The organism is Barrientosiimonas humi, from assembly GCF_006716095.1.
In the GTDB taxonomy this organism is placed as follows: Bacteria; Actinomycetota; Actinomycetes; order Actinomycetales; family Dermatophilaceae; genus Barrientosiimonas; species Barrientosiimonas humi.
On the sequence record NZ_VFOK01000001.1, the window covers coordinates 1,195,255 to 1,210,397 of the forward strand.

Sequence of the window (15,143 nt, forward strand, 5' to 3'; positions counted from 1 at the left end):
GGCACTCTACGTGACTTTGTTACTCGTCAGTACGCCGGCCGGGGAATGCCCCCACCCCTTCGGGCGTTCGGATAGTTCGCCTATGTAGATGAGGCGAGGTGGACCAACCTCGTGAGAACAGGAGACCTCCCGTGAACCCCCAGGCCCGAGTCCTGCTCGTCGTCGGAAGCGCCCGCCCGGTGCGCGTCGGTGACCAGCTGGCTGCCCAGATCAAGCCCATCCTCGAGGCGGCCGGGGCCGAGGTGACCGTCGCGGACCTGGCCGAGCTGGGCCTGCCGCTGCTCGACGAGCCGGTGATGGCCGCGGCCAGCGGCGGCGACTACGCCCACGAGCACACCCGCACCTGGAGCGGCCTGGTGCGCGACGCCGATGCCGTGGTGTGGCTGACCCCGCAGTACAACGGCGGCTACCCCGCGTCGGTGAAGAACGCGATCGACTACCTGTTCCCCGAGTGGACCGGCAAGCCGATGCTGCTGGTGAGCTACGGCGCGGGTGGCGGCGGTCTCGGTGGTGCGCAGCTGCGGTCGGTGCTGGAGTTCGTCAAGGGCGACCTGGTGGCCCCCAACGTCGAGATCTCGCTCCCGCCGCAGAGCAGCTACGGCTCCGACTTCCGCCTGGTCGACGCCGCGTCCGACGTCGAGCGGCACCGGCAGGAGCTGGAGTCGGCCGCGCAGACGCTGGTCGCGCACGTGGGCGCGGTGCAGGTGGCGGGCTGACCGCTCAGCTCGCCGGCTCCTCGTCGGGGTGGTCGCGCACCGCGTCGAGCAGCAACGGCACCACGAGGTCGACCTGCCACGGGCGGGCGCCCAGCTCGGTCAGCGCGGCACGGAAGCCCCCCTCGTCGGCGGGCTCCGGGGGCGTCCACAGCACCCGCCGCAGGCTGTCGGGGGTGAGCAGGTTCTCGACCGGGATCTGTTGCTGCTCGGACACCTCGGTGAGCCGCTCACGGACCACGGCCAGGCGGGCGGCGGCCACCGGCTCGCGGTCGGCCCAGGCGCGCGGCGGCGGGGGAGCGTCGCTGCGCAGGGCCGACGGCGGCAGCTGCGCCTGCGGGAGCTGGTCGGCCCGGCGTACGGCCTCGAGCCACTGCCGCTGATACCTCGCCAGCGACCGGTGCGCCGGCCGCCGTCGACCGCGCTGGCTGACCCCGCCCGACGACGACAGCGCCGTGAGGTCCTCGCCCGTGCGCGGGTCGCTCGCGGCCAGCTGCACGATCAGCGCGTCGGGCAGCACCCGCCCGGGCGCGAGGTCACGCTCGCGGGCGATGTCGTCGCGCGTCTGCCACAGCTCGCGCACCCGCGCGAGCGCGCGCCGGTCGCGCAGCCGGTGCATGCCCGACGTGCGGCGCCACGGGTCGGTGCGCTGCGGCGGCCCGGTGAAGCGGGTGAGCGCGTCGAACTCCTGGGCGGCCAGCTCGGCCTTGCCCTGCTGCGCGAGGTCGGCGGCCAGCCGGTCGCGCACCTCGGCGAGCACCTCGACGTCGAGCGCGGCGTAGCGCAGCCACGGCTCGGGCAGCGGCCGCGTCGACCAGTCGACCGCCGAGTGCTCCTTGGCGAGCGAGAGCCCCAGGTAGTGCTCGACGACCGCCGACAGCCCCACGCGGGGGAGCCCGGCGAGGCGCCCGCCCAGCTCGGTGTCGAACAGCGCGGCCGGGCGCATGCCGACCTCGGCCAGGCAGGGCAGGTCCTGGGTGGCGGCGTGCAGGATCCACTCGGTGTCGCCGATCGCCTCCTGCAGCGGGGCCAGGTCCGGCACGGCGATCGGGTCGATCAGCCACGTGCCGGCGCCGGCGCGGCGCAGCTGGACGAGATAGGCGCGGTTGCCGTAGCGATACCCGCTGGCCCGCTCGGCGTCCACCGCGACCGGCCCGGTGCCCGCCGCGATCGCTTCGGCGGCGCGCAGCAGGTCACGCTCGGACTCGACCACCGGGGGTACGCCGTCGGCGGGCTCCGCGAGCACCGGGTAGGACGGCTCGGCCTCAGGCTCGTCGGCCACAGGCTTCTCGCCCCCAGCGGTCACCGCCTCCGACCCAGCGGCCGGCAGGTCGGGCTCCGTGGCGGTGGGGTCGGGCTCCGTGGCGGTGGGGTCGGTCGGTGCCTCGACCGTGCTGTCGGCCGGTGCTTCGACGGCTGCCTCGGTCGGCGCCTCCGTCGGCGCCTCGGTGGTCTCGTCAGGCTCGTCGCGTGGTCGGGGCGGTCCGGCGGCGGAGGTGGCGCGCCGACTCATCGCCGTTGCCCGGGCAGGGCCACGACGCCCTCGGGCAGCGGGGGGAGGCCGGCGATCGTGCACAGCAGCGCCCCCCAGGCCTGCAGGTGGGCGCCGAAGTCGTCGCCGACGGGGGTCCAGGAGGCCCGCACCTCGATCTCGACCGACGGCGGACGCTCGGACAGCGCGGCGAAGCTCTCGGAGACCACGCGGGTGACGGTGCCGCCCTCGGCGGCGAACGCGGCGCCGTGCTCGGTGAGGGAGTCGACGAGCCAGCTCCAGCCGACCTCGCCCAGCAGCGGGTCGGAGGCCGTCTCGGGCTCGAGCTCGGCCCGAGCGAACGTCACGATCCGCCAGGTGCCGTCCCACGGCTCGGGCGCGGCGGGGTCGTGCAGCAGCACGAACCGGCCGGACGCCAGCTCGGCGTCGTCGGCGTCGTGGTGGTCGGGGATGACCTCGGCGGTCAGGGCCAGGGAGTGCGGGGCGATGCGGCCGGGGGCCGGCACCTCGGTGAGGCGGACCTCGGGGCGCAGGCGCACAGCGGACAGCTCTCGGGCCGCCGCGTCGAAGGTGGCCGAGGCGTCGCCGTGCAGGCTGCGCGTGCTCACTCGAGCACTGTAGGTCGCGGGTCCGGCCCACGCAGCGCACCACGCCGAGGGGCAGGTGCGAAAGCCGGCTCAGCCGGCACCGACGTACGCCGCCAGATGCTCTCCCGTCGTCGTCGCCCGGCCCTGGACCAGGTCGGCGGGCGTGCCCTCGAAGACGACCCGCCCGCCGTCGTGCCCGGCGCCGGGCCCGAGGTCGATGATCCAGTCGGCGTGGGCCATGACGGCCTGGTGGTGCTCGATGACGATGACCGACTTGCCGGAGTCGACGAGCCGGTCGAGCAGCCCGAGCAGCTGCTCGACGTCGGCCAGGTGCAGCCCGGTCGTGGGCTCGTCGAGGATGTAGACCCCGCCCTTGTCGCCCATGTGCGTGGCGAGCTTGAGCCGCTGCCGCTCGCCGCCGGAGAGGGTGGTGAGCGGCTGGCCCAGGGTGAGGTAGCCGAGGCCGACGTCGGCGAGCCGGTCGAGGATCTTGTGCGCGGCCGGCGTGCGCGCCTCGCCGTCGGCGAAGAACGCCTCGGCCTCGTCGACGGTCATCGCCAGCACCTCGGCGATGTCCTTGCCGCCGAGGCGGTAGTCCAGCACCTCGGGCTTGAACCGTTTGCCGCCGCACTCCTCGCACGGGCTGGAGACGGTCTCCATGAAACCCAGCTCGGTGTAGATCACGCCGGCGCCGTTGCAGACCGGGCACGCGCCCTCGGAGTTGGCGCTGAACAGGCCGGGCTTGACGCCGTTGGCCTTGGCGAAGGCCTTGCGGACGGGGTCGAGCAGGCCGGTGTAGGTCGCCGGGTTGCTGCGCCGCGACCCCTTGATGGCGCCCTGGTCGATCGAGACGACGTCGTCGCGCCGGCCGAGCGAGCCGTGGATGAGCGAGCTCTTGCCGGAGCCGGCGACCCCGGTGACGACGGTGAGCACCCCCAGCGGCACGTCGACGTCGACGCTGTGCAGGTTGTGGTCGTCGGCGCCGCGAATCTCGATGGCGCCGCTCGCTTCTCGCGTGTCGGGCTTCAGGCTCGCGCGGTCGTCGAGGTGGCGGCCGGTGAGGGTGTCGCTGGCGCGCAGCCCCTCGACGGTGCCCTGGAAGCACACCTCGCCGCCGGAGGTGCCGGCGTGCGGGCCGAGGTCGACCACGTGGTCGGCGATCGCGATGGTCTCGGGCTTGTGCTCGACGACGAGCACCGTGTTGCCCTTGTCGCGCAGCTGCAGCAGCAAGGTGTTCATCCGCTCGATGTCGTGCGGGTGCAGCCCGATGGTCGGCTCGTCGAAGACGTACGTCACGTCGGTGAGCGAGGAGCCCAGGTGCCGGATCATCTTGGTGCGCTGCGACTCACCGCCGGACAGCGTGCCGGAGGGGCGGTCGAGGCTGAGATAGCCCAGACCGATGCCGACGAAGGAGTCGAGCGTGTCGCCGAGGTTCTTCAGCAGCGGCCCGACCGACGGCTCGTCCAGGTCGCGCACCCAGTCGGCGAGGTCGCTGATCTGCATGGCGCAGGCGTCGGCGATGCTGATGCCCGCGATCTTCGAGGAGCGGGCGGCCTCGGTCAGCCGGGTGCCGTCGCACTCGGGGCAGGTCTGGAAGGTGATCGCCCGGTCGACGAAGGCCCGGATGTGCGGCTGCATCGCCTCGCGGTCCTTGGCGAGCATCGACTTGCGGATCTTCGGGATGAGGCCCTCGTAGGTGACGTTGACGCCCTCGACCTTGATCTTGGTCGGCTCCTTGTAGAGCAGGTCCTGCAGCTGCTTCTTGGTGAACTTCTTGATCGGCTTGTCCGGGTCGAAGAAGCCGGCGCCGCGGAAGATCCGGCCGTACCACCCGTCCATCGAGTAGCCCGGGATCTTCAGCGCGCCCTCGTTGAGCGACAGCTCCTCGTCGTAGAGCGCGGTCAGGTCGAAGTCGGACACGCTGCCGCGGCCCTCGCAGCGCGGGCACATGCCGCCGGTGATGGAGAACTCGCGGCGCTCCTTGAGCTGCTGGCCCTCCTTCTCGATGGTCACCGCGCCGGCGCCGCTGATCGAGGCGACGTTGAAGGAGTACGCCTGGGGCGAGCCGATGTGCGGCTCGCCCAGGCGGGAGAACAGGATGCGCAGCATGGCGTTGGCGTCGGTCACGGTGCCGACCGTGGAGCGCGGGTTGGAGCCCATCCGCTCCTGGTCGACGATGATCGCGGTGGTCAGGCCCTCGAGCACGTCGACGTCGGGGCGCGCCATGGTCGGCATGAAGCCCTGCACGAAGGTGCTGTAGGTCTCGTTGATCATCCGCTGCGACTCGGCGGCGATCGTGGCGAACACCAGCGAGCTCTTGCCCGATCCCGACACCCCCGTGAACACCGTGAGCCGGCGCTTGGGCAGCTCGACGTCGACGTCCTTGAGGTTGTTCTCGCGGGCGCCCTGCACCCGGATCAGGTCGTGGCTGTCGGCCGCGGCGGGGGTCGACGACGGGGTGGCCTCAGGCATGGGAGTCCCTCCGAGGGTGCGTGGTGACGAGGCGAAGGTACTCGTTTGGGAGGATCCTCGCGTGACCACTGCTCCCGTGCCGCAGACCCTGACCCTGCCCACCCCCGGCGACCCCGCCGACAGCGTGCTGGTGCGGGCGGCCCGAGGGCAGCAGGTCGAGCGCACGCCGGTGTGGTTCATGCGCCAGGCCGGTCGCTCGCTGCCGGAGTATCGCGAGGTCCGCGCGGACGTGCCCATGCTGCAGGCCTGCCGCACCCCCGACCTGGTCACCGAGATCACTCTGCAGCCGGTGCGCCGGCACGGCGTCGACGCGGCGATCTTCTTCAGCGACATCGTCGTCCCGCTGCAGGCGGTGGGTGTCGACCTCGACATCGTCGCCGGGGTGGGGCCGGTCGTCGCCGAGCCGATCCGCACCCGCGCCGACCTCGACCGGCTTCCGGAGCTGACGCCCGAGCACGTCACCGACATCGCCGAGTCGGTGCGCCGGCTGGTGTCGGCGCTCGGCGGCACGCCGCTCATCGGCTTCGCGGGGGCGCCGTTCACGCTGGCCAGCTATCTGGTCGAGGGCGGCCCCTCGCGCAACCACGAGAAGACCAAGGCGCTCATGGCCGGCGACCCGCAGCTGTGGCACGACCTGTGCGCGCGGCTGGCGCAGATCTCGGGGGAGTTCCTGCGCGTCCAGGTCGAGGCGGGGGCCTCGGCGGTGCAGCTGTTCGACTCGTGGGCGGGCGCGCTGTCGCTGGACGACTACACCCGCCAGGTGCAGCAGCACTCCGCGAAAGCCCTTGCCACCGTTGCAGACTCGGGCGTGCCCCGCATCCACTTCGGCGTCGGCACCGGCGAGCTGCTGGGGGCGATGGCCGACGCCGGGTGCGAGGTGATCGGCGTCGACTTCCGGGTGCCGCTGGCCGAGGGTGCGCGGCGGGCCGGCGGACGGCACGCGGTGCAGGGCAACCTCGACCCGGCGCTGCTGTTCGCGCCGTGGGAGCCCGTCGAGCGCGCGGTGCTGGAGACGTTGGAGTCCGGCGCGCAGGCCCCCGGCCACATCTTCAACCTCGGCCACGGGGTGCTCCCGCAGACCGACCCGGGCGTGCTGACCCGCGTGGTCGAGCTGGTGCACGAGCGCACCCAGCGCGCCTGACGGCCAGCGCGCCTGACGGGGCTGAAACGCGGTTCTAGCGGTTTGACTCCGCTGCAGCAGAGTCGAAGCGCTACAACCGCGTTTCAGCGCACGGCGCTGCACGACAACCGCGTGTCAGCGGCGGGTGCGGGCCTCAGCCCGGACGCGTGGTGGCGGCGTCGGGGGCGGTGTCGAAGATCCGCAGGAAGAGCTGGGCGAGCGGGCCGATCGTGAGCGCATACATGAGCGTCCCCACCCCGACCACGCCACCGAGCGCGAATCCCGTTGCCACCACGGCGATCTCGATCCCGGTGCGCACGAGCCGCAGGCTCCAGCCCGTACGCGCGTGGAGGCCGGTCATGAGCCCGTCACGCGGGCCGGGGCCGAGCCGTGCGCCGATGTAGAGGCCGGTCGCGAGTCCGTTGAGCACCACCCCGGCGGCGGCCAGGGACAGCTGCGCGACCAGTGCCCCCGGCGACGGCAGCAGGTGCAGCGTGACCGTGGCCGCCGGCCCGACCCATACGGCGTTGACCACGGTGCCGATGCCCGGGCGCTGACGCAGCGGCAGCCACAGCAGCAGCACCACGAAGCTCACCAGCACGATCACCAGCCCGACGTCGGCCCCCAGGCGTCCGGCGAGACCGACCTCGAGCACCGACCAGGGCATCGTGCCCAGCCCCGCCTCGATGAGCATCGCGACGGAGGCGCCGTAGAGCGTGAGCCCGAGCAGCAGCCGGACGCCCCGGCTCACCGGACCGTGCAGCTGCGCCGGGCGGGGGAGCGGGCGATGGCCGCGACGAGCGGTGTCGCCCAGGTCGGTGCTGTCCATGCCAGCAGCCTCGTGCACCAATGGCCTTCTCATAAAGAGCCACTTGCGGCAGAGTGGCCTGGTGGACCACCCCGCGAACTCGACGCTGACCGCCGCCCGGCTCGTGCGCCTGCTCGGCCCGCCCGACCCGGGCGTTCCGGCGTACCGCTGGCTGGCCGACACGCTCCGCGGCCTGGTCACGGACGGGCTGGTGCTGCACGGCACCCGGCTGCCCAGCGAGCGGGCGCTCGTCGCTGAGCTCGGTCTGAGCCGCACCACCGTCACCCGTGCGTACGCCGCCCTGCGCGAGCGCGGATACGCCGAGGCGCGGCAGGGCTCCGGGACGCGAGCGGCCCTGCCGGGCGGCCCGGTGACCGGCGGAGGGGAGCCGCTGCCCGACGTCGTGCCGGGCCGGCCGGCTCCTTCGGACGCGATCGACCTGACCTCCGCGGCGCCGCCGGCGATCCCCGGACTGGCGATGGCCTACGTCCGGGCTGCAGAGAGCGTCGCCCGCTACGTCTCGGGCATGGGCTACTACCCCTACGGCCTGCCCTCGCTGCGGGCGGTGCTCGCCCAGCGGTTCACCGAGCGGGGTCTTGCGACCGACCCCGAGCAGATCATCGTGACGACCGGTGCGCTCGAGAGCGCCGCGGTCGCTGCTCGGGCGCTGCTCGGACCAGGCCGGCGCATCGCGGTCGAGACGCCCACCTATCCCGGCCTGCTCGCCGCGGTCCGCCCGGAGGCCTCCCGGGTGGTGCCCGTGCCGGTCAGCGCAGAGGGGATCGACCCCGCGAGCTGGCACTCGGCGCTGGCGTCGAGCGGTGCGCAGGTTGCCTCGGTGATCGCCGACTTCCAGAACCCCACCGGGAACCTGCTCGACGCGCAGGCTCGGCAGGAGCTGGGCCGCGCCTGGCGGGCGTACGACGTCGTCGGGCTGATCGACGAGACCCTCGTCGACGTCGTGCTCGACCCGGTCGAGCTGCCGCCGCCGATGGCGGCGTTCGCTCCACGAACGGTGACCGTGGGCGGGGTCAGCAAGTCGATGTGGGGCGGCCTGCGGATCGGCTGGATCCGGGCCTCGCGCGAGCTGCTCCCGGGGTTGGCGCGGGCGCGACTGAGTCTGGGTCTGGGCGCGCCGGTGCTGGAGCAGCTGGTGGTCGAGGACTGGCTCACGGGCGACTGGGGCGCGGCGAATATCGAGCATCTGCAACGGATCCGGCAGCAGAGGGACGTGCTGCTGGAGGCCGTCCGGACGGCGCTGCCCGAGTGGGCCTGCGTGGTGCCGACGGGCGGGCTGTCCTTGTGGTGGCACCTGCCTCGGTCCCGCTCCACGGTCCTCGCGCAGCGGGCGCGCGACGAGGGTCTGCTGCTGCCGCCCGGCTCGGTGTTCGCGGCCTCCGGCCGCGGCCTCGAGCCGTGGATCCGCACGCCGTACGTCCTCCAGGCCGAGACCCTGCGGGTGGCCGTGGACCGCCTCGCGAGGGCCTGGGCGCGCGCCGCCTGACGGGACTGAAACGCGGTTGTCGCGCTGTGACTCCGCTGCAGCGGAGTCACAGCGCTACAACCGCGTTTCAGCGCACGCCGGGGCGGCGGACGGGGTGCGCGGCGGCCGCGCGCTCCCCGGGTGCCAGGCTGGGGGCATGGCATCGGTCGTGGTCGTCGGGGGAGGGGTCGCCGGGCTCGCGGCGGCATGGGAGCTGAGCGGTGCGGGGCACGAGGTGACGGTGCTCGAGGCGACCGACCGCGTCGGCGGCAAGCTGCGCAGCGCCGCGGTGGCCGGCCGCTCGATCGACGTCGGTGCGGAGTCGGTGCTGTGGCGCCGGCCCGAGGCGCGCACCCTGCTCGGCGAGCTGGGTGCCGACGTCACCCATCCCGCGCGGGTGCCGGCCGCGATCTGGAGCCGCGGTGCGCTGCACCCGATGCCGACCGGCACGCTCATGGGCATCCCGGCCCACCCCGAGGCGCTCGAGGGGCTGCTCACGACCGGTGAGGTCGCGCGCGCCACGGCCGAGCAGCCGGTCGAGGTCGACGGCGACGACGCGCCCCTCGGCGAGGTCGTCGCGGCGGCGCTGGGCGAGGCCGTGGTCGACCGGTTGGTCGAGCCGCTGCTCGGCGGGGTCTATGCCGGTCACGCCCGGCTGCTGTCGGCGCGCGCGGTGCTTCCGGTCGTGAACGATGCTGTGCGACAAGGGAACTCGCTGATCGCCCTGGCACAAGGTGCGGCTGCGGCGGCGGACTCCGGGCGCGGCGAGCCGGTCTTCGCGACGGTCCCCGGTGGGCTCGGCACCCTCCCCGGGCTGCTGGCCGAGCGGCTCGCCGAGCGGGGCGTACGCCTGCGCACGGGCGCGGTCGTCCGTCACCTCGAGCGGGCCCCCCGCGGCTGGCGGCTGACGCTCGGCGACACCCGCAGCCCCGAGCCGGTCGAGGCCGACGCCGTGCTGCTGGCCACCCCCGCTGCCCCGACCGCGCGGCTGCTGGCCGACCTCGCGCCCGACGCCGCCGACGTGCTCGGGCAGATCGAGTACGCCTCGATGGTGCTGGTGACCTACGCCTTCCCCTCGCACGCGGTCCCCGCCGGGCTGACCGGGCGCAGCGGCTTCCTCGTGCCGCCGGTCGAGGAAGCCGACATCAAGGCCTCGACGTTCAGCAGCAGCAAGTGGCCCTGGCTGGCCGAGCAGCACCCCGACCTGGCCTTCGTGCGGGTCTCGCTGGGCCGGCACCGCGAGGCGGCCACCCTGCAGCGCCCCGACGCCGACCTGGCCGCGGTCGGCCTCGCCGACCTGCAGCGGATCGTCGGGCAGCGGCTGCCCGAGCCGGTCGACACGCACGTGCAGCGGTGGGGCGGCGGCCTCCCGCAGTACGCCGTGGGTCACCTCGACCGCATCGCCGTCGCCCGGTCCGCGATCGGCCAGGTGCCGGGCCTGGAGACGGCGGGCGCGGCGTACGACGGGGTCGGGATCCCAGCCTGCATCGGCTCCGGGCGGGCCGCCGCGACCCGCCTGGGCACCCACCTCCGGGGCGCCTGAGCCCGCGACAGACAATGAAGGCATGAGCCAGCCGAACGCCGACAGCACCGCCCCCCGCGCCGTCCGCCCGGGGGCGCAGCGGATCAACGAGATCAACGACACGATCCGCTACACGATGTACTCCGCGTTCAAGGCCGAGCGCCCGCTCCCGCAGGAGCGCGCGGGGCTGATCGAGCAGGCGCAGGGCTTCCTCGACGGGCTCGCCGAGCAGGGCGTCGTCGTGCGCGGCGTGTACGACATCGGCGGGCTGCGCGCCGATGTCGACCTGCTCGTGTGGTGGCACGCCGACGCGATCGAGCCGCTCCAGGCGGCCTACCGCGGGTTCCTCGCGACCGAGCTCGGCCGCCACCTCGACGCGGTGTGGTCCAACGCCGCGGTGCACCGCCCGGCGGAGTTCAACCGCTCGCACGTGCCGGACTTCCTGGTCGACCCCGACCCGAAGAAGTACCTGTGCCTGTACCCGTTCGTGCGCTCCTACGAGTGGTACCTCCTGCCCGACGACGAGCGCCGCACGATGCTCAAGGACCACGGCCTGGCCGCGCGCGACTACCCCGACGTGCGCGCCAACACGGTGCCGGCGTTCGCCCTCGGTGACTACGAGTGGCTGCTGGCCTTCGAGGCCGACGAGCTGCACCGCATCGTCGACCTGATGCGCGACCTGCGCGCCACCGAGGCCCGGCGGCACGTGCGCGAGGAGATCCCGTTCTTCACCGGTCCGCTGGTGCAGCTCGGCGACCTGGTGGCCCGGCTGCGCTGACGCGGGCCGCAGCACGAGATCGAGGCCAGGCGCACCGCGCCTGGCCTCGAGCTCGTCCGCGTCCGGTGACGCCCGGCGTCAGCCCTTCGGCTGCAGCGTCAGGCTCACCGAGTTGATGCACCACCGCTGGTCGGTGGGCACGTCGTAGCCCTCGCCCTCGAAGACGTGCCCCAGGTGCGAGCCGCAGCTGGCGCAGCGCACCTCGGTGCGCACGCGGCCGAGCGAGCGGTCCTCGATCAGCTCGACGTTGTCGTCCTCGGTGGGGGCGTAGAACGAGGGCCAGCCACAGCCGCTGTGGAACTTGGTGTCGCTGGTGAACAGCTCGGCGCCGCACGCCTTGCAGGAGTAGACGCCCTCGGTCTCGGTGTCGGTGTACTCACCGGTGAAGGGCCGCTCGGTGCCGGCCTGACGCAGCACGTCGTACTCGGCCGGGCTCAGCTCGGAGCGCCACTGCTCGTCGGTCTTGGTCACGGGGTACGCCTGCTCGGCGCGCTGGTCTGCCATGTCAGGTGCAACGAGTGACCGCGGCCGGCGATTCCGCACCCGGCGATCCTGGACCCGGTCGATCCTGCGGAAGCCACGCGGGTCACCACGCCTGCGCCACGAGCTCGCCGAACAGCTCCTGCTCGTCGACCTGCAGCCCTCGCCCGGCGAACCACCGGCAGACGTTGGTGCAGTCGCGCAGCAGGAAGTCGTGGGCCTGCAGGTTGCCCGCGAGGTCGACCACCTGCGGCAGGTCGATCACGACCAGCCGCTCGCCCGCGGCGAGGATGTTGTAGGCCGACAGGTCGCCGTGCACCACGCCGGCGCGGACCATGTCGACCAGCGCCTGGCGTACCTGCTCGAAGTAGTGCTCCAGCAGGTCCCGGTCGGGCCGGGTCTGGGCCAGCCGGGGCGCGGTCTGGCCCTCGACCTGGATCCACTCCATGAGGATCTCGGTGCCGTCGACCTGCACCGGGTAGGGGACCGGCAGGCCCAGCTCCCAGAAGCGGGTGAGCATGCCCCACTCCGAGATCGCCCACTCGCCGGCGGCCACGACCCGGCCCCAGGAGCTCTTGCGCTTCAGCGCCCGCTCGTCGCGGGAGCGCTTCATCGAGCGGCCCTCGGTGTAGGTCGCCGACCGGTGGAAGCTGCGGTGGTCGGGATCTCGGTATCGCTTGGCGGCCATCACCACCTGCTGCCGCGGGTCGTGCGGGTCGGCGCGCTCCAGCAGGAAGACGTCGGCCTCCTTGCCGGTCTTGAGGATGCCGAGGTCGGTGTCGATCGCGCCCTGGGAGGTCACGACCCAGTCGGGTCGGGGCTGCGGGCCGCGCTGCAGCGGGTCGACCTCGAGCCAGGTCGACCAGCGCTGGTCGGGGTCCAGGTCCTCGTCGTAGGCCTGGTAGTCGAAGGTGAAACGGGGGTCAATGCCGTCGTCGCGGCACTCCGGTGACGTCACGGTGGGTGCTCCGGTGGGAAGAAGGGGCGGGCTGCTGCACTGCGGGCAGGCAGGGGACAGTCGTCGACATGTCACGACTCCTTCCACCGGGGGGCACGCTCTTCGAGGACGAGCGCGCCCGGGACCGCCAGTGTGCGGCGGTCCCGGGCGGGTGCGCCACCGATTTATCGGCGACGCGGTCGGTTCGACTCGCGGCTCAGCGCAGGCGGACCACCTGCGGGTCGTGGTCGGAGTCCTGGTCCCAGAAGTCGCTGTTGGTGTGCACGATGTCGTACTCGTAGCGCGGCTTGCTGTTGCCCGGGGCCTTCGCGAGGGCCGGGCTGATCAGGGTCTGGTCGAGCACCTGGCTGTTGCCGTCGAAGACGTACGTGTAGCGGTCGTTGGCCGGCAGCGTCCGGGCCAGCGCGGTCAGCTGGGTGTCGCCGCTGCCGACGAGGATGTCGGTGGTCCGGCTGAACTCGAAGTCGTTGAGGTCACCGAGCACCACGACGTTGGCCCTGGGGTCGGCGGCCAGCAGCTTGTCGACGAAGCCGCGCACGACGCGGGCCTGCGCGTTGCGCTGGGTCTCGCTGAACCGGGTCGGCTGCTGCCAGCGCCCGAACAGCGGGTCGTCGCCGCCCTTGGACGCGAAGTGGTTGGCGATGACGAAGTAGGACTGGTTCTTGAACCGGAACTCACCGACCAGCGGCTTGCGCGAGTCGGTCCAGGCCGCGTCGGTCGGCTCGATGCGACCGGGCGAGGCCGACAGGGTGGTCCGCGGGCCGCTGCCGACGACCTGGGTGGCCGTGGTGGCGTCGCCGCCCGGACGGTCGACGAACGACACCCCGCGGTCGGTGCGGTAGAGGAAGACCTGCCGGATGTTGCCGCCGGGCTGGCCGCCGTCCATCTTGTCCTGCGGGTCGATCGACCGGGCCTCGTACGCCGGCCCGCCCGCCGCGCGGATCGCGGCGATCAGCTTGTCCGTGGTCTTGTTCGACGCCACGACCCCGTCGTCGGCCGGGCCGCTGTTGTCCTGGATCTCCTCCAGGGCCAGCACGTCGGGGCTGCGCAGGTTGGTCGTCACCTGCGTCGCGAGCCGGGAGAACTTCGTGGCCGGGTCGCTGGGGTCGAGGTTCTCGACGTTGAGCGTCGCGACCGCCAGCTGCTGCTTGTCGGGTGCCGCGGTGACCTCGCGCTGCAGACCGGAGGAGCGATATCCGGGTACCTGGGTCAGCAGCAGCTTGAAGTTGGCGAAGGAGTAGTCCAGCACGCCGACGCTCTCGCCCGGCAGCACGTCGCCGACGTTGGCGCGCGGCATCGAGTCGCGGGGCAGCAGCGGGTCGTCGAGGATGATCCGCTGGGTGTTCGGCTGGTCGTAGCCGCCGTAGACCACGCCCCCGGCGCGGCTGCGGGTCGCGTTGACCTGCTGGCCGGGCACCACCGGCAGCTCGCCGTAGGAGGTGTTGGTGGGGCCGACCGCGACGGCGTCACGCACGGCCGTACGCATGCCCTCCAGCGACTCGTAGAAGTCCAGGGCGTCGGTGGCCGGGGAGAAGGGCACGCCCTCGCGCTCGACGTTGCCGGGGTCGCCGGTCTTGACGTTCTGTGCGGGCGCGACCCGGTCCACGCCGAGCACGACCGGCTCGGGCACCGTTTGGCCGGACCCGGTGACGGTGACCGTCGGGCCGGTGATCTGGGTCGTGGTCAGGTTGTCGTTGCCGCTCGCGCCGCCGGGCCGGAACTCACCGACGGTGCCGGCCACGCTGACCGCGTCGCCCACGGCGACGGTCGGTGCGGAGCGGGTGTAGACGTACAGGCCCTCGCTGGTCGCGGGGTCGTCGTCGGGGGTGCTCGACTGCATCCAGAAGCCGTTGCCCGAGCGGGCGGTGACGACACCGGTGACGTCCTTGACCTGCTGGCCCTCGAGCGGAGAGCGGTGGGCGGCGCCCTGGATCTGCGCGATCGTGGCGGTCGTGCCGGCCGGCGGCGGGGTGGTGCCGTCGCACACCGCCGCCGGGGCCGCCGAGCTCTGCGGGGTCGGCGCGCCGGTCACGAAGTCCGAGGCGTTGTTGTCGGTGTCGACGCAGACGTCGCGGCGCGCGCTGGAGGTCGTGTTGCTCGTGCCGGCGGCCGGCGCCCCCTCCGACTCCGACGCGGCGCCGTAGCCGAGGAGGTCGACGACCTGGCCGGCCGGGTTCACCACGGCCACCCGGCCGCTGCTGGAGGACATGGGGATGGTGCCGGTGGCGTCCGGCGTCGGCAGCGGCTGCGCCGCGGTGTTGGCGCCGTCGGCCTGCTTGACGAGGTATCGCGCACCCGGGGCGATGGTCCCGCTGAGCGGGGTGCGCTGCGGCGTGCTGCCGCTCGCCGACCAGTACTGCACGCTCCAGCCGGCCAGGTCGACCGGCTCGGTGCCGCGGTTGGCGAGCTCGACGAAGTCCGAGCGCAGCGGGGCGCCGGAGTTGCCTCCGCCGCCGTAGACCTCGGAGACCACGAGGTTCGGCGACGCCGCGGAGGCGACGGGGGACAGGGCGATGGAGGCGATGACCGCGGAGGCGGCGGTCACGACGCCGGTCAGCCGACGTACGGCGGTGTGGCGGGGCATGGCAGGAAGCCTTCCGAAGGGGCAGGGAGCGACGGGACCTTGTGACTGTATGGACGGGCGGGGCCGGCCGGGGCCGTTGCGCGGTGACGAGTCCGTGAACACCGTCCGAAACCCCTTTGACCGCACACCCGAGGGGAGAGGACGAT

12 protein-coding genes are annotated in these 15,143 nt (G+C 73.2%); 5 read left to right on the plus strand and 7 right to left on the minus strand.

All coding sequences use genetic code 11. The features are described from left to right. Positions 1 to 131 precede the first annotated feature (131 nt). Positions 132 to 716 carry an NADPH-dependent FMN reductase gene (locus tag FB554_RS05600; protein ID WP_142005068.1) on the plus strand — a complete coding sequence of 195 codons (585 nt, stop codon included), beginning with the start codon at positions 132 to 134 and terminating at the stop codon, positions 714 to 716. Between the two features lie 4 nt (positions 717 to 720). Here FB554_RS05600 and FB554_RS05605 read toward each other — a convergent pair whose 3' ends face one another. The 3 genes from FB554_RS05605 to FB554_RS05615 all read right to left on the minus strand — a co-directional run bounded on the left by FB554_RS05605 (position 721) and on the right by FB554_RS05615 (position 5,264). Next, positions 721 to 2,226, minus strand: coding sequence for an HRDC domain-containing protein (locus tag FB554_RS05605; RefSeq protein WP_142005069.1), 1,506 nt, complete (start codon positions 2,224 to 2,226; stop codon positions 721 to 723). Beyond that, a complete protein-coding gene (locus tag FB554_RS05610; protein WP_142005070.1) occupies positions 2,223 to 2,813 on the minus strand; it encodes a DUF3000 domain-containing protein in 591 nt (196 codons plus the stop codon). Before FB554_RS05610 ends, FB554_RS05605 begins: the two co-directional genes overlap by 4 nt. 69 nt (positions 2,814 to 2,882) lie before the next feature. Then, the gene (locus tag FB554_RS05615) at positions 2,883 to 5,264 is read right to left on the minus strand and encodes an ATP-binding cassette domain-containing protein (RefSeq protein WP_142005071.1); all 2,382 of its coding nucleotides are present in this window, start codon (positions 5,262 to 5,264) and stop codon (positions 2,883 to 2,885) included. Between the two features lie 61 nt (positions 5,265 to 5,325). Between FB554_RS05615 and hemE the strand changes: the two genes are divergently transcribed. Further along, positions 5,326 to 6,405 (plus strand): uroporphyrinogen decarboxylase, encoded by a 1,080-nt coding sequence (hemE, locus tag FB554_RS05620; protein WP_236022291.1) that lies wholly within the window; start codon positions 5,326 to 5,328, stop codon positions 6,403 to 6,405. A gap of 133 nt (positions 6,406 to 6,538) precedes the next feature. On the opposite strand, the gene yczE is transcribed toward hemE, so the two are convergent. Next, positions 6,539 to 7,213, minus strand: coding sequence for a membrane protein YczE (yczE, locus tag FB554_RS05625; RefSeq protein WP_236022292.1), 675 nt, complete (start codon positions 7,211 to 7,213; stop codon positions 6,539 to 6,541). Between the two features lie 61 nt (positions 7,214 to 7,274). Between yczE and yczR the strand changes: the two genes are divergently transcribed. From yczR to hemQ, 3 genes are all read left to right on the plus strand, one after another. Beyond that, positions 7,275 to 8,696 (plus strand): MocR-like transcription factor YczR, encoded by a 1,422-nt coding sequence (yczR, locus tag FB554_RS05630; RefSeq protein ID WP_170206791.1) that lies wholly within the window; start codon positions 7,275 to 7,277, stop codon positions 8,694 to 8,696. 136 nt (positions 8,697 to 8,832) lie between these two features. After that, positions 8,833 to 10,218, plus strand: a complete 1,386-nt coding sequence (gene hemG, locus FB554_RS05635) for a protoporphyrinogen oxidase (RefSeq protein ID WP_142005074.1) — start codon at positions 8,833 to 8,835, stop codon at positions 10,216 to 10,218. A 22-nt stretch (positions 10,219 to 10,240) separates the two neighbouring features. After that, positions 10,241 to 10,975, plus strand: coding sequence for a hydrogen peroxide-dependent heme synthase (gene hemQ, locus FB554_RS05640; protein ID WP_142005075.1), 735 nt, complete (start codon positions 10,241 to 10,243; stop codon positions 10,973 to 10,975). Between the two features lie 78 nt (positions 10,976 to 11,053). On the opposite strand, the gene msrB is transcribed toward hemQ, so the two are convergent. From msrB to FB554_RS05655, 3 genes are all read right to left on the minus strand, one after another. Then, complete coding sequence (gene msrB, locus FB554_RS05645) at positions 11,054 to 11,479, minus strand: peptide-methionine (R)-S-oxide reductase MsrB (RefSeq protein WP_142005076.1); 426 nt, start codon at positions 11,477 to 11,479, stop codon at positions 11,054 to 11,056. Positions 11,480 to 11,561: 82 nt separating this feature from the next. Continuing rightward, entirely contained in the window at positions 11,562 to 12,413 is an 852-nt protein-coding gene (locus tag FB554_RS05650; RefSeq protein WP_142005077.1) for a serine protein kinase RIO, read from the minus strand. A gap of 196 nt (positions 12,414 to 12,609) precedes the next feature. Next, positions 12,610 to 14,997, minus strand: a complete 2,388-nt coding sequence (locus FB554_RS05655) for a lamin tail domain-containing protein (RefSeq protein ID WP_142005078.1) — start codon at positions 14,995 to 14,997, stop codon at positions 12,610 to 12,612. Positions 14,998 to 15,143 lie beyond the last annotated feature (146 nt).

Excerpts from the sequence above, each read along its gene's own strand:
- FB554_RS05605 (WP_142005069.1), bottom strand. The coding sequence starts at position 2,226 with ATGAGTCGGCGCGCCACCTCCGCCGCCGGACCGCCCCGACCACGCGAC.
- FB554_RS05615 (WP_142005071.1), bottom strand. The coding sequence starts at position 5,264 with ATGCCTGAGGCCACCCCGTCGTCGACCCCCGCCGCGGCCGACAGCCAC.
- yczE (WP_236022292.1), bottom strand. The coding sequence starts at position 7,213 with ATGGACAGCACCGACCTGGGCGACACCGCTCGTCGCGGCCATCGCCCG.
- hemG (WP_142005074.1), top strand. The coding sequence starts at position 8,833 with ATGGCATCGGTCGTGGTCGTCGGGGGAGGGGTCGCCGGGCTCGCGGCG.
- hemQ (WP_142005075.1), top strand. The coding sequence starts at position 10,241 with ATGAGCCAGCCGAACGCCGACAGCACCGCCCCCCGCGCCGTCCGCCCG.
- msrB (WP_142005076.1), bottom strand. The coding sequence starts at position 11,479 with ATGGCAGACCAGCGCGCCGAGCAGGCGTACCCCGTGACCAAGACCGAC.
- FB554_RS05655 (WP_142005078.1), bottom strand. The coding sequence starts at position 14,997 with ATGCCCCGCCACACCGCCGTACGTCGGCTGACCGGCGTCGTGACCGCC.